The sequence below is a fragment of the Neobacillus sp. OS1-2 genome, assembly GCF_030915505.1.
In the GTDB taxonomy this organism is placed as follows: Bacteria; Bacillota; Bacilli; order Bacillales; family Cytobacillaceae; genus Neobacillus.
In genome coordinates, this window is record NZ_CP133265.1 from 2,699,023 (window position 1) to 2,725,885 (window position 26,863).

The window sequence follows — 26,863 nt, forward strand, 5'->3', positions numbered from 1 at the left end:
AATGATAATCATTATCATTATAATGTGGATAAAGATCATTCCTCTTTCAGGAAACAATGATCTGATTTGTTGGTATTAAAGGAGTTGAGTCAGATAGATGGCGGATATGAAAATAAAGGAAATGCTGCCAAATAAGGTGGAAAATACATCAGATAACATTGAGGTATGGGAGGATCTTGTCAACATTAAAAGTATGGCTCTATCCTTACTTGTTTGCAGCATTACCGCGCTTGGAGGGTATTTCATTGCCCCCAATGAACCACCGAAACCATTATTTTATGGTCTAATTGGTGCTTTTTTCGGTTTTATTCTATGTAGTTTGGTAGTAAAACCAAAAAGAATAATTCGTGAGATACAAAGGGAGGACTAAGGAATTGGATTCAGTATTAATTTTTCAAATGGTTGTTGCAGCTTTGTTGGCCGCGGCAGCCTACACGGTGATTGGGATCGCACCAGGAACCGATGAAACGGCAACCATTGCACCGGTCACACTCGTGTTAGTACTATCCGGTTTACCGCCAGCTGTGATCTTGTCCTTCTTTATTTCGGCTATTGTTGCCAGTAAACTAACAGATTCGATCCCGGTAGCGGTGGCGGGAATTCCCGGTGGAGTCATGGCGACCCCTGCGGTGGAACATGCGATGATTCTTAAGAAATTCGGCATGTCGGATGTCAGTATTCGGAAGATGGCCTCAGGTTCTGTCATTGGGACGATAGTGGCTGTTCCAGTCAGTTTACTACTAGCCAATGCACTCATCCCAGTTGCGGATGTTATAAAAGAATATGCCAATCCACTCTTTTTCATTGGTGCCATATTCCTTGCACTTATGTGTAAAAATAGATGGATTGCCCTGGCATCCATTGTTCCCTTTGCCTTATTGATTCAAGGTTTGCGTTATTTATATTGGGGAGTAGGGGTTGTACCGGAGGGGACAAATGTATTTGTTTCCTTTTTCCTAGGGATTACCATTGGCCCCATTATTTTGACTTTATTTGAACTATTGAACAAACAAAAAAGAGAAAGTCTAGAACGTTTTGATAAAAAAACAATCATGATAAATAAAGCAAGTCGTACTAAGGGCTTTCCAAATCCATTTACCATTTTATCAAAAAAGGAGCTAGGAATGAGTGCCTTGTCTTCTCTAATTGGATCCATTACTTTCATTATGAGTCCAGTGGGGATGACCATCTTTTTAGGGGAAATGTTCTCGAGCCGGGAGAAAGATCCGGCGAAGAAAGCATCTCTTGCCATCTCGTGTATGGAAGCATTAGCAAACGCAACTTATATTGCAGGAACATTAATTCCATTAATTGCCTTAGGTATTCCGCTTTCACCAATGGCCATTGGTCCGGCTAATGCCCTATTTAATGCCCCTCCGAGGTTCACGTTAGAGCATAATATGCACCATCTTCTATCATCCTCTGCTTTTGTTTGGGCAACTCTTATTGGGGCTGGCATTGCGGTAGGGATTACCTACTTTATTACGATAAAGTATTCTCAGCAAATCTGTGCGTTTGTGTTTAGAAGAATTCCTCATGAAGCCATATTAGGATTATTCTTCAGTCTGGTATTATTGCTGGCGTTTATGGATGCCGGGTGGATCAATATTGGAGGAGTCATATTAATCGGATTAGTTGCCGGGGTGCTTCACCGCTGGGGTATAAATTACGGAGTTCAATTTATGGTGCTCTACTCTGCACCATGGATTATTACAAATATTGTTAGGTAAGGCATGTAGCATGGGGGTGCTCCCCGTAAATAAGGGAGGTAATAAAATGAGGCAACTCATGCAAAAGGTGGCGGTGGGCAGTGCTCACGGTAAATTAATTCTAGTTGGTGAACATTCTGTCGTTTATGGGATGCCTGCCATTGCACTGCCGTTTCCAGTACTTGAGGCAACAGCAACGGTTGAGGAAAATTTTGAAGGAATTTTTCTTGCTAGTGATTATTATGATGGACCGCTTAAAGGGGTACCAAAGAAATTCTGGGGAATAGCCGCTTGTGTAGAAGAAACACTTAAACGTTTAAACAAGCATAATCAGGGACTTTTGATCCGCCTTCATTCTTCCATACCAATAGGGAGAGGATTGGGTTCTAGTGCTGCGATTGCGATTGCAATTGTAAAAAGCTTGTTCGCTTTTTATGGGAAAAAGGCTCAACCAGATGAAGTCATGCCACTTGTCCATATAGCTGAAACATTTGCACATGGGAATCCTAGTGGACTTGATATGGTTACGGCATTTAGTGAGTATCCAATTTGGTTTCAAAAAGGGAAAAAGATAGAGTCGTTACAAATGGGTGGGCCTCTTTTTCTAGTGGTGGCTGATACGGGTCATTTTGGTGATACCCGTGGAGCCGTCTTAAGTATCAAAGCGAAGCATGCTGCAAATCCCGAAAGGACACAGAAATCGTTGAACCAGCTTGGTACAGTTACGCTTGAAGCTAGAAGGGCTATTTCTAAGGGGGATCTAAGGTTATTAGGTCAATTATTTGATTTAGCCCAATCAGAGCTGGCGGATCTCGGTGTTAGTAATGAGAAGATTAATAGACTCGTTGAGGCCGCACGAAAAGCAGGGGCACTTGGGGCAAAATTAACTGGTGGTGGCCGGGGTGGATGTATAGTGGCACTCGCTCAAACTGCCACACATGCCCAGGTGATTGCTAAAGCATTAATGAAAGCGGGGGCGTGTAACACCTGGTCTTTTGTACAGATGACAAGGGGAGCGGAAATTAACTAAATGATGAAAGTGGGGGGTACAGATGAAAGCAACTGCACAGGCAAATACAAATATTGCTTTGATCAAATACTGGGGTAAACGGGATGAGTCAAAGATCCTGCCAATGAACAGCAGTCTCTCGCTAACCCTCAATAAGTTTTATACAACGACGACTGTAGAGTTCTGTACATGTCTTTCAGTCGATGTATTTATTATTAATAATCAATTAGCAAATGAATTCGAAATGAGCAAGGTTACCCGTTTCCTTGATCGAATTAGAGAAATGGCAGGAAAAGATTTTCATGCGGTTGTCAATTCAACGAACCATGTTCCAACTGCAGCTGGTTTTGCTTCCTCCGCATCCGGTTATGCTGCCTTAGCAGCAGCGGCAACGAAAGCAATCGGTTTGAATTTAGATCAAAAGGCATTATCTCAATTAGCACGTCTTGGATCGGGTTCTGCCTGCCGCTCAATCTATGGCGGGTTTGTAGAATGGCAAAAAGGAATAGAAGATGATGGAACAGACTCCTTTGCTCAACCGCTTAAAGGCGGAAAAGATTGGGACCTTAGCGTCCTTTCTGTGCTGCTTACATCGAAGCCTAAGGAGATATCAAGCAGTGAGGGAATGAAGCGTGCGGTGGAGACCTCCTCCTTATATGCCCATTGGCTTGATACAGTTGAAAAAGACCTTCTAGTTGCCAAAGAAGCCATTAAGAATCGTGACTTTGACATGCTGGGAAGTGTCGTGGAAGCCAATGCCCTTAAGATGCATGCAACTACATTTGCATCTCAACCACCCTTTTCGTATTGGAATAGCGCAACAGTTGAGGTAATAAGGGGAGTAAAGAACCTTCGCTCCTCAGGTATTCAAGCCTACTTTACGATTGATGCTGGACCGAATGTTAAGGTGCTTTGTCAGCCAAAGGATGAGCAGGTGGTCAGGGAGGCCCTGATCCGTATACCAGGTGTACAGGAAATCTATCATTGCCAGCCAGGGCCGGGTATTTCGTATTTGTCTAATTCAGGGAAAAGAGAAATTGCAAACATTCAATCATTCAGAAATAGGAAAGTAGCAAAATAAACTCATTTGCAAGGGTAATGGCCTTGTTTTTGAAGGGATGAAGGATCATGACTTATTCAAGCTATCGTGTGACAGTTCCGGGAAAACTAGTCATTGCCGGTGAATACGCTGTTCTGGAAAATCAGCAGGCTGTTGTAGCAGCGATTGATCGGTATATGACGGCTACTATTGAACCAAATGAAAGAAATGTCCTTTCGCTTCCACAGTTAGGACTCGGGCAAGTATCTTGGGATATAAGTGGAAAATCGGTTTTATTTAGTTTACCAGATCCACGCTTGCGATTTATTAAAAACGCAATCACCATTGCCTATCAGTATTTGCAGGAGCAATCAGTATCCATAAAGCCATGTCATGTAACCGTAAAAAGTGGCTTAGCGGATCGTCTAACAGGGAGAAAATACGGTCTAGGTTCAAGTGCTGCTGTTGTTGTTGCGGTTATTTCCGCCATTTTAAGGTTCCATTGTGAGAGGGAAGAAGAGGCTCCATCGCTTGATCAAATTTTTAAACTTTCAGCAATGGCTCATTTACAAGCGCAAAAAAATGGTTCTGGAGTAGATATTGCTGCATCTACCTATGGCGGATGGCTTGTGTATACTCCATTTAATCAAAATTGGCTACGAAATGAATTACTGCATGGGACGAAACTAAGTCAACTCATTGAAAAACCGTGGCCTAATTTATCAATTATTCCTATTAAAGCACCCCTACAACTTACATTTTGTGTTGGTTGGACGAAGGAGGCAGCATCGACAGCACCTATGATTAATCAGTTTCAAGCATTTCGTAATCGGAATAGGGAAGCTTACTCCCTGTTTTTGAAAGAAAGTTCCCAGGCTGTTGCCAGATTGATTCAAAGCTTTGAGGAAAATGATTGCGCCGCAGCTATTTCAAGCCTTACAGAAAATCGGAAAGTCCTTAAGCAGCTGGGTAAGGCTGCCGCGATATCCATTGAAACCACAAGATTAATGGACTTATGTGATACCGCAGAATCGTTTGGCAGTGGTAAATCATCTGGTGCCGGCGGCGGAGATTGTGGCATTGCCTTCCTAAAAGAGGAAGCCCAAATGGAGGAACTGAATAAAGCGTGGCGAAGTATTGGTGTTCAACCAATAGACATGAGGATTTCGGAAATGGGAGCATCTGTAACCGAATATGACTGTGAGCCATCTTTAAAAGAATATTTTGTATGCGTGTAAAAGAGCGCAGGAAGGACATTCTCCCATTGTTGGGGGTATTGCTTGTGATTATGTTCACAATGAAAAAAGCAGCTCTAAATTTTGAAGAGAGGTGTTAAGTCATGGAAGTTGTAAAAGTGACGAAGACCCAAGGAAAGAAACAAAACCAGGTTAAATACAGTTTAATTAAATCAATCTGTGTCGCAACGTTATTATTAGTGTTTACCGTGTTATTAGTTGGAGGATACTGGATTTTTAAAACGGAGGCACCAAGACCATTGGTGACCAACGAAAATGGTGAAGTGCTGTTTACCAAGGATTCCATTAAAGGCGGGCAAGCTGTTTTTCAAAAATATGCCTTGATGGACTATGGCACCGTATTAGGGAATGGCTCATACATGGGCCCGGATTATACGGCTGAAGCCTTAAAAATCTACACGGAGGGTATGCAAGATTTCTACGCAATGGAAGCGGAAGGAGTTCCCTTTGCAGATCTTTCGAAAAATACGAAAGCGGCGATTCGTGAAGATGTAACAAAGGAAATACGAAAAAACCGCTATATCAAAAAGACTGACACACTTGTATTAACAGATGCGCAGGTTAATGGTCTAAAACAAGTGAGGAAATATTACCGCAAAGTATTTACGGAAGGTGATGGGTGGGGAATACAACCCAATTTGATTAAGGAAAAAGACCTACCCGTGAAAAACCGCGCATGGGTAGATGAAGGGGATCAGATCACACAGGTTTCTGATTTCTTTTTCTGGACTGCTTGGTTATCAAGTACCAATCGTCCTCATGATACGATTTCATTTACCAACAACTGGCCATATTATAAGGATGCTGGGAATGTGATGAGTTATTCTACCGTTCTTTGGAGTGGCGTAAGTATTACGGTTTTATCACTATTCATGGCACTTATCTTGTATGTATTCTATCGGTATCATTTAGGAATGAAAGAGGCCTATACGCCTGGAAATTTCCCGAAAATAGATTTATATAAAATACCCGTTACATTGTCGCAAGTCAAAGGCAGTAAATACTTTGTGATCGTCTCGATTCTATTCTTTATCCAAGTCATGTTTGGAGCATTATTGGCACACTATTATACAGAACCTGAAAGCTTCTTTGGAATGAAGTGGATTGCGGAATTGCTGCCATTTAGTATTTCTAAAGGGATCCACCTTCAATTGGCGATTTTCTGGATTGCCACCGCTTGGCTGGGATTAGGTATTTATGTGGCGCCGCTTGTTGGCGGACATGAACCAAGGCGTCAAGGTTTATTAGTAGATATCTTATTTTGGGCATTGGTTGTATTAGTATTTGGCAGTATGCTCGGACAATGGTTAGGTGTGAAGGGCTACTTAGGTAACAAATGGTTTTTATTTGGCCATCAGGGCTGGGAGTACCTAGAGTTAGGGAGATTCTGGCAATATATTTTGGCAATCGGAATGATTATTTGGCTTGTTATTGTGTTTAGAGGAATCAGGAGTGCATTAAAACGAGAAACCGATCGAGGGGGCCTTGTTCATCTCCTCTTTTATGCCTCCATTGCTGTTCCATTATTCTATGGCTTTGCCTTCTTCATCCAACCGGATACTAGCTACACAATGGCTGACTACTGGCGCTGGTGGATTGTGCATTTATGGGTAGAAGGTATTTTTGAAGTCTTTGCGGTTGTCATTATTGGGTTCCTAATGGTTCAAATGAAGCTGGTAACAAAGAGTTCAACAATAAAAGCCCTATATTTTCAGATTACGATTTTATTAGGAAGTGGAGTTATTGGGATTGGCCACCATTATTACTATAATGGTTCGGCAGAAGTGTGGATTGCTCTAGGCTCTGTTTTCTCAGCATTAGAGATTATTCCTCTTACCTTGTTGATTCTTGAAGCCTATGAGCAATACAAAATGCTCCGTGACGGGGGAGTGGACTTCCCGTACAAGTCCACATTCTGGTTCTTGATTTCTACTGCTCTCTGGAATTTAGTGGGTGCAGGGGTATTGGGATTCCTAATTAACCTTCCAGCTGTCAATTACTTTGAACATGGTCAGCAGTTAACACCAGCACATGGTCATGCAGCAATGATGGGTGTGTACGGTATGTTTGCTATTTCACTGCTCCTGTTCGCACTTAGAAATGTTGTCAATCCTAAGGCATGGAATGATAAGTTGTTAAAGTTTGTTTGCTGGATGTTAAATATTGGTTTGGCCGGAATGGTCTTTGTTTCCTTATTGCCAATCGGATTTATCCAATTAAAGATCGCTTATGAAAAAGGATACTGGGCATCAAGAGATCCTGGGATTTTTTACGGGAAAGAAATTGTTCATAATTTACTCCTATGGAGAGCCGTTCCAGACACGATTTTCTTAATCGGGGTTATTGGGCTAGTCTATTTCTGTATTAAAGCGTTCTTCAATCTACGCAAACCAACCCATGGGGAGAACGAGCCTTTGCCGGTAAAAGATTTTACATTGGATGAAGAGTAAAGAAGGCATGCATTAATAAAGAAGGGGACTGTTCCCACAAAAAGACCTTGACTACAACTAGTTGTAGTCAAGGTCCTTTTTTAACTTTGGGAAAAAATAGACCTTCTATCTTGTTCCGCGTTATTTTTGGAATTTTCTTTTATTTTTACTATAAAGGATCAAGAATATGACCAGAAGCACTCCCAAAATAAGATAGACGACATTTGAGTACACATCCATATAGCGGGTGATGTCATCCCATGAGGCACCTACTGCCGCTCCTGCATTTACTAAGATCGTGTTCCAAATAAGGGTGCCCATTGTCGTAAACAATAAAAACGTCCCCATGTTCATCCGAGCCATGCCCGCGGGAATGGAGATCAAACTCCGAATCAGTGGAATCAGCCTGCCGAAGAACACTGCCCAAACACCAAAGCGTTGAAACCAGGCAATCGCTTTATGTATGTCTTTTTTCGTTAGCCTAAGGATATGTCCCCACTTGTCTACGATTCTTTCGAGGCGATTGGTATCGAGCAGTAGGCCAATCCGATATAAAACCACTGCTCCTGCAACAGAACCAACCGTTGAAACAGCAATCACGCCGAAGATGCTCATATGGGTTGTCGTGGTCATAAAGCCGCCAAAGGTTAATATCACCTCAGAGGGAATAGGTGGGAAAATATTTTCTACTGCAATCAAGAGAAAAATCCCCAAATAGCCATATGTATCCATCGTTTCTGTTATCCAAGCTTCCATGTATAGACCCCTTACCTTGAAATGATGATTACTATTTATAGTAAATGAAAAATATGTACAGACTATGACTCTCATTTTAGAAAAATAATGATTTTAGTCTACCGATTATTTTCTATCAGTAAGATATTTATTTCAGAAGGTTGATTGTGCCCGTGGCACCGACTTTTTGAGGACAACGGTAACAAATGAACCTTAGGGGGAGGTTTATAAGGCCCCTTTTTTAAATGAATGACATGCATTATGCACTGATACCCAGAAGAGACCCCTTGTAAGGCATGGCCCATAATGATTAAAATAAGAATAACAACAATTAAGGAGGACGTGAAATGATTGCTTCTATTAAAAAGGTAGAACAAGGGTGGATTGCCCAATTTGAGCGTCAACTAAACCATTCCGTTGAAGAGACATGGTCCTGGCTTACGGACAATGAAAAACTGATGAAATGGTTCCCTGAACTCCAGGTGGGCGGACTTCAAGAAGGTGGCTTTATGCAGTTTGATATGCAAAACGGCACCTTTGAGAAACTTTCCATAACAGAGCTTAACCCGAATTCTGTCTTGGAATTTGATTGGTGGGCTTATAGTGTTCGTTTTGAAATCATTCCTGAAGCGGAAGGTTGTCAGTTAATCTTGAAGGAAAGAATTGAAACAATCACCGATCATACCCCAAAAGACCTTGCCGGTTGGCACCTTTGTCTTGACGTCATCAAAGCCCTAATGGACGGCCAAAGTATCGAATGGCGGGCAGAAGAATGGAAGAAATGGTATGAAGAATATGTAAAGCATGTAAATGCTCTAGGTACAAAATAATAAGTATTGAGGAGGAATCATAAGTATGGAAAAGGTGATCCCATTTTTAATGTTCCAAGATGGCAAGGCGGAAGAAGCGATGAATTATTACACATCTCTCATCGAGGATTCTGAAATTACAAGTATTGCTCGGTATGGAGCAAATGAAGCAGGTAAAGAAGGAACCGTGTTTCAGGCTACCTTCTCTTTAAAAGGGCAAGAATTCTTTTGCATTGACAGTCATGTGAAACACCAGTTTTCCTTCACACCTTCTTTTTCTATCTATGTTACGTGTGATTCAGAAGAAGAAATTGACCAGTTGTTTCAGAAATTAAGCGAGGGTGGACAAGCTCTTATGCCATTAGGTAATTACGGTTTCAGTAAGAAGTTCGGCTGGCTAAATGATCGGTTTGGCGTTTCATGGCAAATAACCCTTCCTAACTAAAAATTATTAGAGTGAGAAACCAGCGAAACCAAAACAAGCGGAGATTTTCCTGTTAGATGCAGAATGGAGCCCGATTTGGGGTAAACAAGCGGAGATTTTCCGGTTATGCAAAGGAAAATCTCCCATTTTCACATTTCTTGAGTCCGTAAACGGAAATACTCCGGCTATTTAAGCTGTTTTTTACTTTATTTTATAATTAAGCGGAATTACTACGACTATTCATCAGATCGGGTGCTTAACCTGATCCCCCAACCAATAAGTGCAGGCCCTCTTGATCCGTCTTAAACCTCACTAATTCTTTCGGTTGTGTGTAATGGTTTATTTCCCTCTGTTGATCTCATTCCTGAAACGGTCGATTGTTTCTGAAATGCTCATCACACCAAGGTTCCCTTCTTTGCGTTTTCTTAAAGCTACAGATTGATTCGCCACCTCCTGATCACCAATCACGAGCATGTAGGGGATCTTTTGCTTTTCCGCTTCTCTAATCTTCAACCCCATTTTCTCTGTCCTGAAATCGACCTCCACACGTATTCCTGCTGCTTCCAATTGGGATTTCATATCATTTGCATAATCTGAATGTGAATCTGAAATAGGAACTATTTTTGCCTGCACGGGTGATAACCAAAGTGGAAATTCTCCGGCAAAATGTTCAATTAAAATGGCCATAAATCGTTCAACGGAACCATAGATAGCTCGATGTATCATGACAGGACAATGTGGTTTATTATCTTCACCCACGTATGCACAATTGAACTTTTGCGGCATTTGAAAATCTAATTGGACCGTTCCGCATTGCCAGCTTCGTCCAAGTGAATCTAAAATATGAAAATCTATCTTCGGACCATAGAAAGCTCCGTCACCTGGATTTAGTTGATAATTAATATTTTTATCCTTTAAAACAGTTTCCAATGCTAGCTCAGCTTGATCCCAGATTTCTTCTGAACCCATGTATTCTTCAGGTCTTGTTGAAAGCTCTACTTTATATACAAACCCGAAGTGGGAGTAAAACTCATCAACTAATGTTAAAACCTTATCAATTTCAGATTCAATCTGGTCTTCTCGAACAAATAAATGGGCATCGTCTTGCGTAAAGGAACGAACCCTCAAAAGTCCATTTAACGAACCTGAAAGCTCATGCCGGTGCACTAATCCAAGTTCTGCGAAACGAATCGGCAATTCGCGATAACTTCGTCGTTTGCTGTTGAAAATTAATAAGGCTCCAGGACAATTCATCGGTTTAATCGCATACTTTTGTTCATCCACATTAGAGAAATACATATTTTCGTGATAGTGATCCCAATGACCTGATTGTTCCCAAAGTTCCTGCTTCATCATAATCGGTGTTTTAATTTCCTGATAGCCAGCCTTTTGGTGCTTTTTTCTCCAAAGATTTTCAAGTTCATTTCGAACCACCATTCCATTTGGTAAGAAAAAAGGCATTCCAGGGGCCTCTTCCAATGATGTGAACAGTTCCAATTCTTGACCTAACTTCCGATGATTCCTTTTTTCAGCTTCCAATTGATTAGACATGCTTATTCCCCCTGATTTTTAAAATTGTATAAAAAAAGACCGCGCCCATCCCAACAATAGGGACGAGTGCGGTCGTGATACCACCCTAATTCCAAAAAACACATACTCTAGTGTGTTTTAAGCTCGAAAAGATAACGGATTTACCGATTACAGATACTCTGGTTGCCCATTTCCCGATAATAGCTCCAAGGTGGTAAACCATTCGTTGCTTCTTCAGGGCTCCCAGCCATTGACCCTGTTCTCTGGTAAGAATCTGTCAGAATGATTCATGTCCTTTTCAACGCCATTCGTATGAAAGGTTTGTAAAAATAAAAAACCGCACTCATCCCAATGATAGGGACGAGTGCGGTCGTGATACCACCCTAATTCCAAAAAACACATCATCAAGCGTGTTTTTAGCTCGAAAAGATAACGGATTTACCGATTACAGATACTCTGGTTGCCCATTTCCCGATAATAGCTCCAAGGTGGTAAACCATTCGCTGCTTCTTTAGGGCTTCCAGCCGATGACCCTATTCTCTGGTTAGAAAAAATACGAATGACTCATGTCCTTATCATAGCTTCAATTGATTTCTGATTAATATTGTTGGTAATCTTAATACAAATATTTGAAAAGGTCAATAGGCAATTTACCTTGTTATTCTTGAAGTGGAGCAAGAACCATCGGAATAAAGTCTGCATAACTCTCAATATGAAAATCTGCTTCAATATTTTGATTCTGGAAGGCTACCGTTTGAATCTTTAGTTGTCTTGCGGGTATTAAATCTAACTCTCGGTCACCCACGACCAAATCAATAGAAAAGCGTTTTAGAACATATTCATACGAGGAAACATGGGGTTTTCTCGTAAAACCATCTTCTTCTACAGAAACAATTTCTTTAAAGTATTTAGCTAAATTAAATTTTTCAAGGAGATACTTGGTAGATTCTTTATCGCGATGTGTCACGATAATATTTTGATCAACAGATGATAATGCATCCTCTAAGTGGATGAATGGCCTGCTGCTCTCTCTCGAATAATGATTATGATATTTTTCAAATTCGCCTCTTTGATCCTCGCTAATGCCATAGTACTTAAAGGCAGTTTTAGAATCAATTTTAAGCCATTTCAAGACTTCCATGCGGTCGAGGTCCTTTTGACTAACTTGGACAAACCCCTCTACAAGTGATGGATAAGTGTCAAATATGGTTCCATCAAAATCCCATAAAACGTTCATAATTCTCTCTCCCTACAAAAAATATATGCTAAAGATGTTACCATATATTTTGATAATGGCATAATTATGAAGGTGAAAACAGTAACTTAATAGCCTGAATATGGTAATATTCTTAAATAAGAAGGGGCTGAAGACCATTAAATCGAGAGAGAAATTTCCGTTTATCTATTTTTTCTTGGAGCCAAATATTGTGTTTGTTTATCGTGTGGGAGAATTACGCTACTTAACGGTAAAAGAAATGTTCGATTGCGGGGAATGGCAAACATATGAACTCAACCACGAAGGGGAGTTTGCAACCTTTAACCATGAAGAAATGGAACCACTGATTGGCAGAGGCTACTCAGTCAGTCTGGAAGTGAACAACATGATGGTAGAAAAAATTAATCAACTCATACATAAGAATCGATTAGCCACCTTTCCAATAGAGGGGGAGGTCCATCTTGTCTGTTCCGAATCGACAGCTGGTGCAATTAGGGTTGGGCTGGACCGACCTAAAACGGTAATTGGTTTCCAGGTTTTTTTTAGCATCGGACCAGTGTGGCAGCTTGACCAGAAACAAGGGCAAACGAATCGGTTTGAGTGGATAAATGAAAATATCAATTTGGAGCAGGATCATTTTGACATTGAAAATACCTTTAACAAAACGCTTTTAGAGATTTCGGAGATACCAGAGAATAAACCCATTTATATTTGGACGGCAGATAATGGAGAGGAACAAACAGGTGTCCGATTTATCCTTCAATTGCTAAAGGATAAAGCCAATGAAGTGATCTTATTGAATACAACTGAGCTTTTTCAAAAAGGGAACTTTTTAAACGAAGATGAATTTCAGACCCTGCACCATTCAAGTGGGGTTCACCCGAAAAATCTAAAACTTCTATTTCAGCAAAATAAAACGAGGGCCCCATTATCTAACCAGGAGCGAGCGCAATTCCAACTAGAATGGGAATCACTGGCGCAAACAGTGGATGTCCTTCGTATCTGGCAAAATGGAGGAATAGAGGGTGTTCCTGAAGATTATTATGATCAGTTCATCATCAGTACGATTGAAAGAATGCACAGCGAGCAGCAGCAGAAGAGGGACTTTATTTTGGCCGCTAAAGTGATTGGGGAAATTATAGGTCAGACAGACGGCGTAGTTGGTGATTTTTATTTGGAATATCGGATTAGGCATTTAATCTATAGTGGAGTACTGGAGTTAAAAGGTGTGCCAAGATCTATGAGGCATTACCGTGTGAAATTACGTTAGCTCGTAAGGGGGGATCGGATGATGGAACCATTTTTTCATGGATTTATTCTTGCACTTGGACTTATTTTGCCTCTTGGGGTCCAAAATGTTTTTGTTTTCAATCAAGGGGCCATGCAGCCGCGTTATACAAAAGCATTACCTGTTGTGATTACGGCTGCTTTGTGTGATACCCTTTTAATCCTGGTATCTGTTTTAGGTGTATCTATACTGATTTTGAGCTCCGTTTGGATAAAGACAATCCTGATTGGAGGAGGGGTCGTCTTTTTACTTTACATGGGTTGGTCGACATGGAATAGCCAACCAAGTATGGACCGTGAAGAGGTGGCTAAGAAGTTTCCCTTAAAAAAACAAGTGGTGTTTGCGGCCTCTGTTTCGTTACTAAACCCGCATGCCATTCTGGACACGATAGGAGTAATTGGTACGAGTTCGTTAAGTTACCAAGGAGAAGAAAAAGTCATCTTTACTGTTTCCTGTATTTTGGTTTCGTGGATTTGGTTTTTGGGCTTAGCATTAATGGGGCGTCTAAGTGGAAAACTCGATAAATCGGGAAGGTTTATGCTCGTTTTGAATAAAATCTCTGCCGTGGTCATGTGGGGAGCAGCGGTTTATCTGGTTTCGTCCTTATTTTAAGCTGTTTTTTAAAATTAATATTAGGTTGTGAGTGGATCCAGTATGTTTATTTGCGAAACGGGGAAGTTTATTTGCGAAACCACGGGATTTATTTGCGAAACGGGCAAGTTTATTTGCGAAACGAAATAATGGCGAACAGTGACTGTCACTGTTCGCTTATTTTGATTCTGCTATTTCTTGCATCTTCCGTGATACGAGGGGATATAAGTTATTCCTTGCACTAACCGTAGAATTTCCACCGAAGAACCCGGTACCAGGGCAGGTTTTAACATTATAGTCCGGGCCGTTATCTAATACCCTTTCACCCGTTCTCAAACTCCACCAATGATGGTACGTGATACTGTCAATAGAGGGCGTTAATCTAAATTTAATACAAAGCAATGCCGTGATCGTCACAATGGTATCCCTTTGTGCCTGTGTCATCACATCATGACCGATATCAAAGTTCCCTACATTTTCGATGGTGAGCCCTGTGGTGTTGGCTTTGGCCCCGATTGTACCTTCAGGAGCAATGTTAAATGGTCTAGAAACAGCTATTTTTCCATCTGGAAACGTGGTGATATTTTGCGCGATCGTTTTCCAACCCATTTTTTCTATATGGAAATTTTCCATACCTTTCAGCATGGCAAAATGATTGGAACCATGGAAATGCTTATATGAAGGGAGCCAGGTATGATGATGTTGGATGATCGTAATTTTTCTAGAAAATTGATGATGGAATAACCAGTTCTTAAATTCCTCCTTCGTCATGAGAATATACTGCCCATCCATGTTCATTCTTTGAGGAGGAATCAATAACTTTTGTCCTAAATAAAGCTGAGTAGCTGAAAGTCCATTTGCTGCTTTTATTCTCTCGACTGAAGAATGATAGGCAGCTGAAATTTTATCCAGGCTATCCCCGGCCATTACTTCGTAGACAAAAGGAACATATAATTTCTGACCTACTACTACTGTATCGGATTGTAATCCATTCGTTAGTTTCAGGTCTTCTACGGTTGTCCCGAATGTATGTGCAATTGCCGGTAGCGAATCCCCGGATTTAACTACATACAAATTGCTGGGGTTCTTTCCAATGGCATGTGCTGGTGCTGTATTTATCAGCAAAAGGAAAACGATGCTAAAAAAAAGTACAGTTTTTTTTCCCATTCTATGTCCTTCCATTGTGTGCAGCATAATGTTTTGCTATTAGTTTGCAGAACAACAATAGGATTATTCAAATGAATGAGAGTTAATTTTTGAGAGGAGGATTTAGGGGGTTCGTCCAAGTAAGATGTACCTGTACGGTCACAAAAAGAAAAAAGACGAACAGTAATTGGTACTGTACGTCTGATAAATATTAAACAAATCGATTACGACCTGATAACATCGCAAAAACCATCATGATTATCGAGATCACTATTAACGTCGTCAGCGGAACGGTCCATATATGGGTAAGATCATACAAATAACCAATAAACAGGGGACCTATTGCCGCCAAGATATAACCAGTTGATTGTGCCATTCCTGATAATTCTACCGCTTGATTGGCATTCCGAGCGCGAAGACCGATATAGCTTAAGGCCAATGGAAACATTCCCCCTAACCCGACCCCAATTAAAGTAATACTTGTAATTAAAATGGGATAGGACGAGCCCAAAAGTAATCCACCATAGCCAAAAACAGAGCACAAACTTAACATGAAAGCAATCCATACCTGTGAACGAAACCGTCCGGCGATGACAGGGATGAAAAAACTGGCAGGTAATCCCACTAATTGGGTAAATGAAAGCATCCAGCCAGCAGTTCCCATACTCATCCCGCGACTATGTAAGATTTCAGGTAACCATGAAATCGTTACATAAAACAAAAAGGACTGAAATCCCATAAAGATGGCGATTTGCCAAGCAAGAGATGAGCGCCAGATTAGTGTCGAGTCAGAAGTAGCTCTTTTTATCCCATTTTGACTTCCTTGATTCATTTTGAGAAGAAAGGTCCAAACCAAAATACCAGCCACAACCGGTATTCCCCATACGATGAGGGCACCTTGCCATCCAAGATGTAAACCTGTAGCTAATGGAACACTAACACCTGATGCTAATGAGGCAATCAGACCCATGGAAGTGGAATAAACGCTTGTCATTAGACCAAATTTTTGTGGGAATTTATCCTTTACAACAGCGGGTAAAAGAACATTTCCAATGGCAATTCCGGCACCAACAAGAAGAGTTCCGGTGAAAAGAAAAAAGGTCATCGGGATGGACCGAATAGTGATACCGATGAAAAGGAAGATTAATCCCAGGAGTAAAGTCTTCTCATTTGTTAGCCGATTAGCAAGTTTTGGGACAATGGGTGACATGGCGGCAAAAACCAGTAGGGGCAAGCTCATTAATAAGCCTGCGCTCCAATGTGCCAGTCCAACATTTTCCTGGATCATCCCAATTAACGGGCCAACAGATGTAATTGAAGGGCGTAAATTAAAGGCAACAAGCACAATCCCTGTAACGAGTAAAAATATATATGTCGATTTTGTTTTAGCAGCTGATTTTTGTAACGGCACTAAATTAACCCCTCTCTGACGAGCAAACTTTCTAAAGTATATCATAGTAAACAAGGATTGATATATATATAGTTATTATTGCATTATTTCGCAAAAAAAAGACGAACAGTAACTAATTACTGTCCGTCTTCCATGGTATCGGCTGTCAGTGATGTGCCGGCAGGTCGATCCCCATTTTGTAAATCAGCAATACTCAAGCCAAAATTCATCTCTAAATGGGGATAATCTTTAAAGTCAGCCCAATCCCCTCCCCATTCAAAGCCGAGAACCTTTGCCATTTCAACAACCTCGTTCCAATCTGCTTTCCCGTTTTTATTTCCATCATACTGCCGATCCCAAATGATATCTCCTGAAGGGGTCTTTAGCGCAAAATCAACGGCAAGCCCAAAATTGTGGTAGGACTCTCCCCCTTTGGCATACGTGACAATTGTCCCGTTTGCTGTCCGTCCTTTTTCATAAAGTCGATTCTGATCTTCGGCACTTCGGAAGTCATCCGTAATCACAATCACAATTCCTTTTTTCGCAGATTGTTGGATTAATTGATTGCTCCGTTCTTTCACAATCGGATGAAGTTCAGTTGGGTATGAGTCAGATCGAGTATTTGTTGAGTCCGTAAAAGGATTAATTTCTTTATCAAAAAATATAAACAATAGGATAGCGGTTAACACAAGGAGAAATAAATAAATGGAATTTCCTATCCGTTTTCGTTTCAAGATTGCATATTCCTTTCACAACAAAAATAATTTCATTAGCTATGACGAAAAATATAGCCTAATTGTTTCATATTATTATAAACCTTATGCGAGCAATTAGATTATCTTGGAAAATCTTGAACGCTATGTGAAACTGATACGCTTTCTCTAGCATATTGTTTTTGTGACTGCATTTTTAGGATTAAAAGGTAGTGGGGGCCTGTTCTTTTTTCACGATGGTTAACTCACTTAAAAATGTTGCCCCCAAAACTAGAACACCGCCGACTAGTTGTATCACTGTCATGTTTTCGCTTAAGAAAATGGACGCCATGAGGACAGCGGAAATCGGATCGATATAGCTTAGAACGGCAATCGTTTGCCCCTTTAACTTTTGAATGGATGTAAAATATAAAAAATAGGCAGCCCCTGTATGTACAACACCAAGAATTAGGATAAACATAATAGAAGTCGAGTTTAAACCAGCCAAATGAAGATGACCCTGCCACAATATATAGGGCAGTAAGACCAATGCTCCTGCCATTAATTGTACTAACGTGGTTTCAAAGCCTGATAAATCTTTAATAAATTTGTTCATTAACACTATGCTTGCATAGAATGCCGCCGCTAATAGACCATAGAAAATCCCAAGTGCATGATGTCCAGAGCTACTTGTGCCGCCACCCCCAGGATTAACGATTAAAAATAGACCAACCATGGCCGTTATGATACAAGCAACCTTCATGCTTGTCAGTTTTTCCTTCAGAACCCATGGTGACAACAACATAACAAAGATAGGCGCAAAGTAATAGCTTATTGTTGCATTGGATATTGTCGTGTATCGATAGGATTCGAAAAGAAAGATCCAATTAAAGCCAATCGCCGCCCCTGATAAGAGTAGGAGAACGGCATTCTTCTTAAGCGCTTTAAATGATGGCTTATGCTTCACTAGTAAACTAACAAGAAGCAGGAACAAACTTCCGATTACCCCTCGTAAGAATGCAATTTCACTTGAAGTTAGATCTATCTTTTTTACAAAAATACCGATGCTTCCAAAAATGAGCATGGTCGTGATCAGTCTCATTTTACCTTTCATTTTGATTCCCCCTTATTGATAATCCAATCACAAAACAAGTGAATTCTCAACCACTAAAAATGTGTATGAAGGCCATTTTTGGGAAGAGAAGCGGGGCTTGCCCTTCAAAAGGGGAATGAAGATAGCCCGCCTAGATGATGGTCATTTATTAGTAAAAATCGGCACATGAAACCAGAACAGTAAAAATACAATAATCGGTATCGATAACAAATACGCCCACATCGGGTGCTTATGATGGAGTAACAGCATAGGTATCATCATGCTTGCAAAAGAAATAGACCAGCCATATGACCAGCCGTGATGATAAACGCACAGTCCAAAGTAAACCATAAAATATTCGAAAACTGCCCAAAGTAAAATCCATATCGACATAAACAGAAGCTGATGAAAGAAGTTTCGTTTAGGAAAGCGATATAAAAAGATGAGCACCGTACTTGGATAGATGATAAACATAATAAAGAGGTTAGTAAACAAATGATTTGGCAAAAGGTTTGGCGGATTGGGATATTGCCACAACGGAAAGTCCATCGTGAACAAGTTATAAAGCATGTCACCGATAATAAAGTATTGGATGGTGCTAAGATACCGGCGCCAATTTTTCCAATCTCCCCATCTCCAGGCGCAAAGGATTGAGATAAAGCCACTTATAATAAGAAACATATGATCCACCTTTATATGTAATAACCGTAAAAGATTACTCAAGTTTTGACAGCTTTATAGTAGAATGATGGTAGTATTCCTCAATGAGCCGTAAATCATTACTTTAAGTAACTTCAAAGGAAGTGTTAGGCTTGACAAAACACTTAACAAGAAATGACAAAAATATCCATCGTTACAGTGCTAACTGTGAAGATTGCTTTGGGCTATGCTGCGTAGCGTTACCATATGCCAAGTCAGCAGATTTTCCAGTTGATAAAGATAGTGGGACACCTTGTTCCAACTTGCAAGCAGATTATCGATGTGGGATTCACAGCCACCTGAGAAATAAAGGGTTTCGCGGTTGCACGGTATATGAATGCTTTGGTGCAGGTCAAAAGGTATCTCAAATAACTTATGATGGAAATGATTGGCGGGATCATCCAGAGTCAGCTAAGGAAATGTTTGATCTATTTCCGATCATGCAGCAGCTTCATGAAATGCTTTATTACTTAAATGAAGCACTAAGTTTACAAGAAACTCAACCTATTACTCAAGTTTTGCAGGAAGCTCTAGAAAAAACGGAGAAACTCACTTATTTAAGCCCGAAATTAATTATGGAGCTTAATATACCGGACCATAGAGCCATGGTTAATGAGTTACTGCTACAAACTAGTGAATTGGTTCGTGCCCAAGTGCCCTCTTCTAAAAAAATAAAGCGTAGTATGGACCTATTGGGTGCAAAATTAAAAGGTGCTAACCTTAGAGGGGCTAACTTACGAGGAGCATTGTTGATAGCAGCTGACCTCAGAGGGGCTGACATGCGGGTGACTGATCTGATTGGTGCTGATTTTAGAGATGCTGATATAAGTGGTGCTAATCTTACAGGGAGTATTTTTCTCACTCAGGCACAAATTAACTCGGCTAAGGGTGATAGGTCGACCAAATTGCCCGCTTCTTTACGTATTCCCGACCATTGGAGAAAATAGCCAAACAATGTTCATTCTTTTTCCATCATCCAGTATCTGAAAAGTGAAAATTCAATCAGTTGTATGATACTATTATTGTTAAAAGGGAGGAATAAATAATGCCAATTAATTTACAAGACACGACTACATTACATAACGGTGTAAAAATGCCATGGCTGGGTTTAGGTGTTTTTAAGGTTAAAGAAGGGGCAGAGGTTGTCGAGTCCGTAAAAGCAGCGATTCGAAACGGGTACATTAGTATTGACACGGCGGCGGTTTATAAGAATGAAGAAGGTGTTGGACAAGCGATCCGTGAATCGGGCGTTAATCGTGAAGAATTGTTTATTACTTCAAAGGTATGGAATGCGGATCAAGGGTATGAAACTACTTTAAAGGCGTTCGAAACCAGCCTTAACAAGCTTGGCCTTGATTACTTGGATCTTTATTTAATTCACTGGCCTGGTAAAGATAAATATAAAGATACCTGGAAGGCTTTGGAGAAGTTATATAAAGAAGGGCGCATCCGTGCGATTGGTGTAAGTAACTTCCAGATTCACCATTTAGAAGATTTAATTAGTTCCGCGGAAATTAAACCAATGGTCAACCAAGTTGAGTACCACCCGCATTTAACACAAAAGGAGCTTCAGGCATTTTGTGTGAAAGAGGACATTCAACTTGAGGCATGGTCTCCATTAAAGCAAGGCCAGCTCTTGGAAGAACCAGTACTTGTCGACATTGCCCAAAAATATAATAAATCCGTCGCTCAAGTCATTTTGCGCTGGGATCTTCAAAACGGAGTGGTTACCATTCCGAAATCCATCAAGGAACACCGTATTATTGAGAATGCAGATGTTTTTGATTTTGAATTATCGGCTGAAGATATGGAAAAAATCGATGGCTTAAATCAGGATAGCCGTGCTGGATCCCATCCAGATGAGATGTCTGTAGGGTTTTAATACTGGCTGAGTCGTGTGGACAGTTACCGTTGTGAATAAATGAATAGTAGACTAAAAGAGGGTGCGAAACACAGTTTCGCACCCTCTTTACATACATAAATACCCCTAAAAATGGAAAACTATATAAAAATTAGGGGTGGTTCAGAATGATTAAAAAAATGATTAAAACAATTAATAAGGCATTCAACACAGAACCACAATTAAGCGAACAATCCAATGCGAATGTCATAGAGGTAAAAAAGCAAGAAATTAGTCGCTATTATGAACAAAATAGGGAGATATTTAAGGCGCTTTTTAGCATTCCAAAAAGTGTTGATGTCAAAATTCGTGAGTTTACCATCCGTTCTTTAAAAAGGCGTGCCTTTATCATATATATCGATACCATGGTAGACACGGATCAGGTTCAGAGGAGCATTGTAGAACCACTCATTGAAAACGAGCAGCCCACTGGGAATGTTGAAGATATTGTATCCTTTCCCGTCGCACAGACAATAGCCAATATCGGTGAAATTACAGAAAATATCACCAGAGGTGTTACAGCACTTTTTGTGGATGGTGATGAGCAATGCTATGCATTTGAAACGACGAAAATTTCAGGTCGTGCCATTGAAAAGTCGGATAATGAGGTCATTGTCAAAGGGGCAAAAGAGGCCTTCAACGAAAGGTTAGCCGATAATGTTGGGTTAATCCGCAAAAAAATTAAAAATGAAAATCTGAGGTCCATGTTGTTACAAAACGGTCCAGGAATGACGTGCTGATTGTTTATGAAAAAGACTTAGTAAAGGATGAACTAATTCAAAAGGTTAAAGATAGGCTGGCTTCGATTAATACCGATAGTATTCTTGATTTAAGTATATTGGAGCAGTATCTTGAGGAACGGCCAAGATCCATATTTCCAACAATTTTAAACACGGAACGTCCTGACAGGGCTGCCTCTTTTATTGAAGAAGGTCATATTGTTTTGTTAATGTCCAATTCACCAAACTGTCTTGTCCTTCCCGCCACTTTTTGGGCATTATTCCATTCACCGGAGGATCATTACCTGCGTACACCGTATGGGAATTTTATCAGGCTTTTGCGATACCTTGCTTTTTTTATCTCATTATTTGCTTCCTCCTTTTATATTGCGATTACAAATTATCATGTGGGGATGATTCCGCCTGACTTATTAATGGCCATGGCAGGAACAAGGGAACGGGTTCCATTTCCATCTGTCATAGAAATCCTCATGATGGAAACTGCCTTTGAACTGATTCGTGAAGCCGGACTCCGGGTACCGTCCCCAATTGGGCCGACAATTGGGATTGTGGGTGCTTTAATTCTGGGTCAGGCTGCTGTTCAAGCCAATATTATTAGCCCAATCGTCATCATTGTCATTGCCTTAAGCGGCTTAAGTTCTTTTATTATCAGTGATACAAGCATGAATTTCGCGATTCGCATATCGCGCTTTTTATTTATCTTAACAGCAGGCTTTCTTGGAATTTATGGTGTAGCTGCATTAATCATTGCAGGTCTGTTTTATTTAGTATCGCTAAAGTCGTTTGGGACATCGTATTTTGCACCGATGACCCCGCATTTTTTCTCTGGGAAGGACTTACTTATCCGTCATGTTCCGATGAAAGCAAGGTTTCGGCCAGGTTATTTAAAACCAAAGGATATGGTCAAACAAAGAAAGGGTTAATCATCCGATGAATCAGTTGCCTGGAAAACTTGGAATTCGAGAATACGTGTCTATTGCCATTTTAATGGTAGGATCAAAAGCAACAGAAGATACCCCTACTGTATTGTTCACTAAGGCTCAAAACGCTGCCTGGATGATTCCAATTCTATCTGCAGGAATTTTTTTTATTCCTTTCTTTTTATTACTTAAGACTCTGTCGTTATTTCAAGGGAAAAACCTATTTTTTATTATTCAAAAATTACTGGGAAAATATCTTGGTTTTTTCGTATGTCTTGTTATTTTTATCATTACTTCAGCCGGTATTTCATTTGATTCGAGAACCTATACCAACATTATTAGGGCATTTTATTTCAGAACAACACCCATCCTCATTCTCTATGCTCTTTTAATGGCGGTTTGTGCCTATGGTGCAAAAAAGGGAATTCAGCATATTGGGTCAGTTGCGTACCTGCTTATTCTTTATGCCATTATCGGCTTGTTTGTTGCGTTAGGATTAAGTACTCAAGATAGTAATGTCCAAGCCATGCTGCCTATTTGGGGCCCAGGAAAAATGGAGATCATCAAGCAAAGTTCACAAAGCTTAACCCTTTTTGCTGACTTTTTTCTGCTTACGATGCTTATTCCATATCTTACTTCATATAAAGAGTTTCGAAAGGGCACGTGGATAGCCTATGTATATGTCAGTATCCAAATTAGTGTGGCTACGCTCCTTTTCATTTGCATGCTTGACCATATGTTAGGTGGCGTGGGCTATCCGTTTCATACGGCGATCCGCTATATATCACTTGGAAGCTATATTCCCAATATTGAAATCATTTTTTTCATTATTTGGATTATGTCCGCATTTATTCGTTTCACTGCCTTTTTGTATATTAGCGTTCAGATGTTCGGACATATATTTAAAATTAAGGATTTTGAATTTCTTATTCCATCGCTCGCTACCCTTTATTTATTGATTGGCATTATTCCGGAATCACCGATTGAGCTTGGTATAGAGTGGGAAAAAATGGTTCAAACAGTAGCTGGCCCTGCATTCGCAGCAATTTCTCTCATTTTATGGCTGTCCGCGCTGTTAAAAGGAGAATTTAAACATGCAAAAGACCAAAACAGTAGGTAAAGTTTTGTTGCTAGTAGTGATTGTTTTTTCTTTAACAGGCTGCTGGGATCGGGAAGAACTCGAGGATAGAGCCTATGTAATTGGACTCGGACTGGACCGCTCCCAACATAAGGGGAAGCTCAAAGTTACGATGTTACTTGCCAATGCCGAAGTTGGGAGTATGCAGGGCGGGGGCGGTTCGACGGAAAAGCCAAGGGAAATTATCTCATTCGATGCTAATGATTTCACCGTGGCGAAAGTGACAGCTAATGCCATTATCTCCCGAATCATTAGTTATGATTTATTAAAAATTATTGTTGTTTCAGAGGAACTTGCTAAGGATCCAAATTTTTTTCGGATTATTAGCAGTGCTTCCTATGATAAACAAATTCGGTTGAATACGTATATAGCGGTATCGAAAGAAAAGGCCAGTGAGTATTTCTTGAAAAACCGTCCAAAAATGGAAACGAGGCCGCATAAGTATTTTCAATATATGGTGGAACATGGGATTAAAAATGGGCTCATTCCCGATTCTACCCTTTTTCGCTTTTTTAAAACAAAGGAAAGTGGAACAGATCTCTTCCTGGCGATGAACACAACTGCAGTAAGGGAGAAAAAACCTAAATATAAAGGGGAAGATGAGTACATGGCCGGTCAGGTGAATGCTTCAGGGGAACTTGATGATACCCAATTTATCGGGTCAGCAGTGTTTAAGAATGGTGTGATGATTGGAAAACTGACCGGACAGGAAACAAGTATCGTCAATACTCTTGATGATACAACAAACATTAACAACTTTTTGCTGAATATGCCGAATCCATTTCCAGGTAAACTGAAATCATTCGCAGCTAGAGTCATGAAAATTGAAAACAATAAAATTAAAATGGACTTAAAGGGACCGAGGCCAAAGATTTTTATCACCCTCCCATTAAAGTTTGAAATTATGTCAAATCCGTCAATGGTTGATTTCTCTAAGAAGAAAAACCAAGAAATCATTAAAAAGGAAATAACCCGCCATTTCGAAATAGAGAATGAGCAGGTGTTAAAAAAAACTCAAAGAAACTATAAAGGGGCACCATTTCCGTTGTCCTATAATGCCCGAAAGTATTTTGGAACGATTCAGGAATATAAAAGATTCAATTGGAACAAATCGTATCTAAAAGCAGACATTTACGTAAAGGCAAACGTTGAAATTGTTGATTATGGAAGGATAGTAAAGGAGGAGGGGAAGTAGGTTGAAGATAATCACTGTCATTGTGCTGATTATCATTGCTATTTATACCGCAGGTTTTGCCGTTACTTTGTGGAAGGAGAAACAAAAATTTGGAGCGGCAGCCGTTTTTATTCTTACCCTTGCTATTCTTATTCTTCCATTTTTTTCGATTTTAAAATAAGAACAACAGGACTTCTAGCTGGCAAAAGGCGTACAGGATTTGTGCGCCTTTTCATATTAAAATGGATACGCTAGGTAGGTGAGAACACCAACAATAATTCCTGTAATCACTCCGAAGAAAACCTCTGCAGGTTGATGTCCCAATAGTTCTTTCAGCTTTTCTCTTGATTCAGTCTTCTTTAAATTCGGATTTTTTAATGTTTCAATCAGACGATTCCAATCAGCTAACAAAGTATTTAACACCTCAGCATGGTATCCGGCATGCCTTCGGACACCTGTGGCATCATGCATAACAATCATCGACACGACCACGCAAATGGCAAACTCGTTTGATTTAAATCCTGATGTTAACCCTATAGCTGTAGTCAAAGAAATAATGGTTGCTGTATGTGAACTAGGCATTCCGCCCGTACTAAACATCAGATTCCATTTTAGTTCTCTTGACGTGATATAGTGGATGGGGATTTTTACAAATTGAGCGAACAGCATCCCCAAAAGTGCCGCTAAAATAGGATAGGATAAAAACATGGTGATCCTCCTAATGATTGTCTGTCCTTAGAATATGTCAAAAAAACCAAAATGATGAAAAATTGTCATTATGGGCGAAAGTATTGTACAACGGTTCCTTTTCCATCTGCGACCTCAACTTCTGCATGAGCCCCATTGATAAATGTAATCTGCGGTGGAACATGGCCGCAATCAATATCATAAATAATCGGGATATCGAGTTCAGCAGCAAGGTCTTGATAAACATCTACAGCCGTATAGTTTTCGACGGGCGTATTCGCGGGGCTTCGGCCAAACATTAGACCGGAGCAATGATCAAACCAGCCAGCTAATTTCATTTGCACCAATGATCTTCGAAGGTCAGTGGTATTTAATTCACAGTTCTCTAAATACCAAATAACTGGATCCCCATTTATATATTTTCCTCTAAAGCTTTGAACATCACCGAATGGTGTACCGATCAAATGTCTAATCATATCAATACACCCGCCAAGTAAGCGGCCTTGAATTTTGACATTGTGATTCGAGACAGTTTTCCAACTGGTTTTTTCAGTTAAGTGAAAAACGCAGGGAGAGGGATGATCATGCTGCCATTCTTTCTGAAACTGTTCAGAGGACCGCTGTAGGACTGATTCGCCCGTTTTTGTCGATAAGACTGTCTGCCACATGGCGGTGGTTTCATCGGAAAATTCTCCTCGTAAATCGATTAAATTCGTTCCATGAGCAGTTGCGATTCCTGTCTTCAATGTGATCGATAAGAGCAAGCCGCTAATGTCGGAGTACCCTAATATCCACTTGTTTTTAATATTTTCATAGTCGATATATTCGAGGATTTCGATTAACAATTCGCCTCCCCATGGGGGAATAAGGATGTCGATTTCGCTGTCAGCCATAAACGTATTAAATTCGGTTGCCCGTTTTATAGCAGATGCCGATTTTGCCTTGTTTTGCGTCCAAACAGTCTCACCACAGGTCATTCGAAAACCACTTCGTTCCAGCCGGGTGCATGAATTTGTAACCAGTTGATGTAATTCAGCAGGTATACCAGATGAAGGTGCTGTTACCCCTATTGAGGCGCCTTCTTTTAAATGTGGATACGTAATCATGGAAAATCCTCCTCACTTTTAGATGATTTTACCAGATGATTTGCTTGAAGTTAAACAATATTTCTAAAAAGATAATTTATTTCCAAATCCAATGTAAATTAACTAGTACTGGCTCCGCCTTCGCCAAATACCATGATAGCCAC

Annotated in this window: 25 protein-coding genes and 1 pseudogene; 16 read left to right on the forward strand and 10 right to left on the reverse strand. The window is 40.3% G+C overall.

Translation table 11 applies throughout. From position 1 onward, the window contains the following. Nucleotides 1-97 precede the first annotated feature (97 nt). The 6 genes from RCG19_RS13245 (at nucleotide 98) to RCG19_RS13270 (ending at nucleotide 7,463) form a co-directional block, all read left to right on the forward strand. The gene (locus tag RCG19_RS13245) at nucleotides 98-370 is read left to right on the forward strand and encodes a hypothetical protein (protein ID WP_242637855.1); all 273 of its coding nucleotides are present in this window, start codon (nucleotides 98-100) and stop codon (nucleotides 368-370) included. A 4-nt stretch (nucleotides 371-374) separates the two neighbouring features. Then, entirely contained in the window at nucleotides 375-1,730 is a 1,356-nt protein-coding gene (locus RCG19_RS13250) for a tripartite tricarboxylate transporter permease (protein WP_308107523.1), read from the forward strand. Between the two features lie 46 nt (nucleotides 1,731-1,776). Continuing rightward, on the forward strand, nucleotides 1,777-2,739 hold the full coding sequence (mvk, locus tag RCG19_RS13255) for a mevalonate kinase (RefSeq protein WP_308107524.1): 963 nt from the start codon (nucleotides 1,777-1,779) through the stop codon (nucleotides 2,737-2,739). Between the two features lie 22 nt (nucleotides 2,740-2,761). Then, the gene (gene mvaD, locus RCG19_RS13260; RefSeq protein WP_308107525.1) at nucleotides 2,762-3,799 is read left to right on the forward strand and encodes a diphosphomevalonate decarboxylase; all 1,038 of its coding nucleotides are present in this window, start codon (nucleotides 2,762-2,764) and stop codon (nucleotides 3,797-3,799) included. Between the two features lie 47 nt (nucleotides 3,800-3,846). Continuing rightward, a complete protein-coding gene (locus RCG19_RS13265) occupies nucleotides 3,847-4,995 on the forward strand; it encodes a phosphomevalonate kinase (protein ID WP_308107526.1) in 1,149 nt (382 codons plus the stop codon). 101 nt (nucleotides 4,996-5,096) lie between these two features. Then, the gene (locus tag RCG19_RS13270; RefSeq protein WP_308107527.1) at nucleotides 5,097-7,463 is read left to right on the forward strand and encodes a nitric-oxide reductase large subunit; all 2,367 of its coding nucleotides are present in this window, start codon (nucleotides 5,097-5,099) and stop codon (nucleotides 7,461-7,463) included. Nucleotides 7,464-7,583: 120 nt separating this feature from the next. Here the strand turns inward: RCG19_RS13270 and RCG19_RS13275 are convergent, their stop codons facing one another. Then, entirely contained in the window at nucleotides 7,584-8,198 is a 615-nt protein-coding gene (locus tag RCG19_RS13275) for a DedA family protein (RefSeq protein WP_308107528.1), read from the reverse strand. Between the two features lie 326 nt (nucleotides 8,199-8,524). Between RCG19_RS13275 and RCG19_RS13280 the strand changes: the two genes are divergently transcribed. After that, complete coding sequence (locus RCG19_RS13280; RefSeq protein WP_308107529.1) at nucleotides 8,525-9,007, forward strand: SRPBCC family protein; 483 nt, start codon at nucleotides 8,525-8,527, stop codon at nucleotides 9,005-9,007. Nucleotides 9,008-9,032: 25 nt separating this feature from the next. Further along, nucleotides 9,033-9,431: a VOC family protein gene (locus tag RCG19_RS13285; protein ID WP_166244884.1), complete on the forward strand. Its 399-nt coding sequence runs from the start codon at nucleotides 9,033-9,035 to the stop codon at nucleotides 9,429-9,431. A gap of 318 nt (nucleotides 9,432-9,749) precedes the next feature. On the opposite strand, the gene thrS is transcribed toward RCG19_RS13285, so the two are convergent. Both thrS and RCG19_RS13295 read right to left on the reverse strand, forming a co-directional pair. Further along, entirely contained in the window at nucleotides 9,750-10,961 is a 1,212-nt protein-coding gene (gene thrS, locus RCG19_RS13290) for a threonine--tRNA ligase (RefSeq protein ID WP_308107530.1), read from the reverse strand. 637 nt (nucleotides 10,962-11,598) lie between these two features. Further along, entirely contained in the window at nucleotides 11,599-12,177 is a 579-nt protein-coding gene (locus RCG19_RS13295; RefSeq protein ID WP_308107531.1) for an HAD-IA family hydrolase, read from the reverse strand. A gap of 190 nt (nucleotides 12,178-12,367) precedes the next feature. Here RCG19_RS13295 and RCG19_RS13300 point away from each other — a divergent pair, with 190 nt between their 5' ends. Both RCG19_RS13300 and RCG19_RS13305 read left to right on the forward strand, forming a co-directional pair. Next, nucleotides 12,368-13,426 carry a DUF1835 domain-containing protein gene (locus RCG19_RS13300; protein WP_308107532.1) on the forward strand — a complete coding sequence of 353 codons (1,059 nt, stop codon included), beginning with the start codon at nucleotides 12,368-12,370 and terminating at the stop codon, nucleotides 13,424-13,426. A gap of 18 nt (nucleotides 13,427-13,444) precedes the next feature. Continuing rightward, nucleotides 13,445-14,056 carry a LysE/ArgO family amino acid transporter gene (locus tag RCG19_RS13305; RefSeq protein WP_308107533.1) on the forward strand — a complete coding sequence of 204 codons (612 nt, stop codon included), beginning with the start codon at nucleotides 13,445-13,447 and terminating at the stop codon, nucleotides 14,054-14,056. A gap of 156 nt (nucleotides 14,057-14,212) precedes the next feature. Here the strand turns inward: RCG19_RS13305 and RCG19_RS13310 are convergent, their stop codons facing one another. The 5 genes from RCG19_RS13310 to RCG19_RS13330 all read right to left on the reverse strand — a co-directional run bounded on the left by RCG19_RS13310 (nucleotide 14,213) and on the right by RCG19_RS13330 (nucleotide 19,037). After that, nucleotides 14,213-15,202, reverse strand: coding sequence for a peptidoglycan recognition protein family protein (locus RCG19_RS13310; protein ID WP_308107534.1), 990 nt, complete (start codon nucleotides 15,200-15,202; stop codon nucleotides 14,213-14,215). 190 nt (nucleotides 15,203-15,392) lie between these two features. After that, the gene (locus tag RCG19_RS13315) at nucleotides 15,393-16,592 is read right to left on the reverse strand and encodes a CynX/NimT family MFS transporter (protein WP_308107535.1); all 1,200 of its coding nucleotides are present in this window, start codon (nucleotides 16,590-16,592) and stop codon (nucleotides 15,393-15,395) included. Nucleotides 16,593-16,708: 116 nt separating this feature from the next. Continuing rightward, nucleotides 16,709-17,305: a M15 family metallopeptidase gene (locus tag RCG19_RS13320; protein ID WP_308107536.1), complete on the reverse strand. Its 597-nt coding sequence runs from the start codon at nucleotides 17,303-17,305 to the stop codon at nucleotides 16,709-16,711. 181 nt (nucleotides 17,306-17,486) lie between these two features. Further along, nucleotides 17,487-18,377, reverse strand: a complete 891-nt coding sequence (locus tag RCG19_RS13325; RefSeq protein ID WP_308107537.1) for a DMT family transporter — start codon at nucleotides 18,375-18,377, stop codon at nucleotides 17,487-17,489. A 141-nt stretch (nucleotides 18,378-18,518) separates the two neighbouring features. Beyond that, nucleotides 18,519-19,037 carry a CBO0543 family protein gene (locus tag RCG19_RS13330; protein WP_308107538.1) on the reverse strand — a complete coding sequence of 173 codons (519 nt, stop codon included), beginning with the start codon at nucleotides 19,035-19,037 and terminating at the stop codon, nucleotides 18,519-18,521. Between the two features lie 131 nt (nucleotides 19,038-19,168). On the opposite strand from RCG19_RS13330, the gene RCG19_RS13335 reads away from it, so the two are divergent. From RCG19_RS13335 to RCG19_RS13360, 6 genes and pseudogenes are all read left to right on the forward strand, one after another. Further along, nucleotides 19,169-20,002, forward strand: coding sequence for a pentapeptide repeat-containing protein (locus tag RCG19_RS13335; protein WP_308107539.1), 834 nt, complete (start codon nucleotides 19,169-19,171; stop codon nucleotides 20,000-20,002). 98 nt (nucleotides 20,003-20,100) lie between these two features. Next, the gene (locus tag RCG19_RS13340; RefSeq protein ID WP_308107540.1) at nucleotides 20,101-20,937 is read left to right on the forward strand and encodes an aldo/keto reductase; all 837 of its coding nucleotides are present in this window, start codon (nucleotides 20,101-20,103) and stop codon (nucleotides 20,935-20,937) included. 158 nt (nucleotides 20,938-21,095) lie between these two features. Next, nucleotides 21,096-22,618, forward strand: a pseudogene (locus RCG19_RS13345) (spore germination protein). A 7-nt stretch (nucleotides 22,619-22,625) separates the two neighbouring features. Beyond that, nucleotides 22,626-23,735, forward strand: coding sequence for a GerAB/ArcD/ProY family transporter (locus RCG19_RS13350; protein WP_308107541.1), 1,110 nt, complete (start codon nucleotides 22,626-22,628; stop codon nucleotides 23,733-23,735). Next, complete coding sequence (locus RCG19_RS13355) at nucleotides 23,710-24,948, forward strand: Ger(x)C family spore germination protein (protein ID WP_308107542.1); 1,239 nt, start codon at nucleotides 23,710-23,712, stop codon at nucleotides 24,946-24,948. Before RCG19_RS13350 ends, RCG19_RS13355 begins: the two co-directional genes overlap by 26 nt. Nucleotide 24,949: 1 nt before the next feature. After that, nucleotides 24,950-25,108, forward strand: a complete 159-nt coding sequence (locus RCG19_RS13360; RefSeq protein ID WP_308107543.1) for a hypothetical protein — start codon at nucleotides 24,950-24,952, stop codon at nucleotides 25,106-25,108. A 56-nt stretch (nucleotides 25,109-25,164) separates the two neighbouring features. Here the strand turns inward: RCG19_RS13360 and RCG19_RS13365 are convergent, their stop codons facing one another. Next, the gene (locus RCG19_RS13365; RefSeq protein WP_308107544.1) at nucleotides 25,165-25,635 is read right to left on the reverse strand and encodes a divergent PAP2 family protein; all 471 of its coding nucleotides are present in this window, start codon (nucleotides 25,633-25,635) and stop codon (nucleotides 25,165-25,167) included. 68 nt (nucleotides 25,636-25,703) lie between these two features. Then, nucleotides 25,704-26,720, reverse strand: a complete 1,017-nt coding sequence (locus RCG19_RS13370) for a S66 family peptidase (RefSeq protein WP_308107545.1) — start codon at nucleotides 26,718-26,720, stop codon at nucleotides 25,704-25,706. Nucleotides 26,721-26,863: the final 143 nt, after the last annotated feature.

Excerpts from the sequence above, each read along its gene's own strand:
- RCG19_RS13325 (WP_308107537.1), bottom strand. The coding sequence starts at position 18,377 with ATGAAAGGTAAAATGAGACTGATCACGACCATGCTCATTTTTGGAAGC.
- mvaD (WP_308107525.1), top strand. The coding sequence starts at position 2,762 with ATGAAAGCAACTGCACAGGCAAATACAAATATTGCTTTGATCAAATAC.
- RCG19_RS13285 (WP_166244884.1), top strand. The coding sequence starts at position 9,033 with ATGGAAAAGGTGATCCCATTTTTAATGTTCCAAGATGGCAAGGCGGAA.
- RCG19_RS13330 (WP_308107538.1), bottom strand. The coding sequence starts at position 19,037 with ATGTTTCTTATTATAAGTGGCTTTATCTCAATCCTTTGCGCCTGGAGA.
- RCG19_RS13305 (WP_308107533.1), top strand. The coding sequence starts at position 13,445 with ATGATGGAACCATTTTTTCATGGATTTATTCTTGCACTTGGACTTATT.
- RCG19_RS13350 (WP_308107541.1), top strand. The coding sequence starts at position 22,626 with ATGAATCAGTTGCCTGGAAAACTTGGAATTCGAGAATACGTGTCTATT.
- RCG19_RS13355 (WP_308107542.1), top strand. The coding sequence starts at position 23,710 with ATGCAAAAGACCAAAACAGTAGGTAAAGTTTTGTTGCTAGTAGTGATT.
- RCG19_RS13310 (WP_308107534.1), bottom strand. The coding sequence starts at position 15,202 with ATGGGAAAAAAAACTGTACTTTTTTTTAGCATCGTTTTCCTTTTGCTG.
- RCG19_RS13280 (WP_308107529.1), top strand. The coding sequence starts at position 8,525 with ATGATTGCTTCTATTAAAAAGGTAGAACAAGGGTGGATTGCCCAATTT.
- RCG19_RS13265 (WP_308107526.1), top strand. The coding sequence starts at position 3,847 with ATGACTTATTCAAGCTATCGTGTGACAGTTCCGGGAAAACTAGTCATT.
- RCG19_RS13365 (WP_308107544.1), bottom strand. The coding sequence starts at position 25,635 with ATGTTTTTATCCTATCCTATTTTAGCGGCACTTTTGGGGATGCTGTTC.
- thrS (WP_308107530.1), bottom strand. The coding sequence starts at position 10,961 with ATGTCTAATCAATTGGAAGCTGAAAAAAGGAATCATCGGAAGTTAGGT.
- RCG19_RS13270 (WP_308107527.1), top strand. The coding sequence starts at position 5,097 with ATGGAAGTTGTAAAAGTGACGAAGACCCAAGGAAAGAAACAAAACCAG.
- mvk (WP_308107524.1), top strand. The coding sequence starts at position 1,777 with ATGAGGCAACTCATGCAAAAGGTGGCGGTGGGCAGTGCTCACGGTAAA.
- RCG19_RS13370 (WP_308107545.1), bottom strand. The coding sequence starts at position 26,720 with ATGATTACGTATCCACATTTAAAAGAAGGCGCCTCAATAGGGGTAACA.
- RCG19_RS13245 (WP_242637855.1), top strand. The coding sequence starts at position 98 with ATGGCGGATATGAAAATAAAGGAAATGCTGCCAAATAAGGTGGAAAAT.
- RCG19_RS13275 (WP_308107528.1), bottom strand. The coding sequence starts at position 8,198 with ATGGAAGCTTGGATAACAGAAACGATGGATACATATGGCTATTTGGGG.
- RCG19_RS13295 (WP_308107531.1), bottom strand. The coding sequence starts at position 12,177 with ATGAACGTTTTATGGGATTTTGATGGAACCATATTTGACACTTATCCA.
- RCG19_RS13340 (WP_308107540.1), top strand. The coding sequence starts at position 20,101 with ATGCCAATTAATTTACAAGACACGACTACATTACATAACGGTGTAAAA.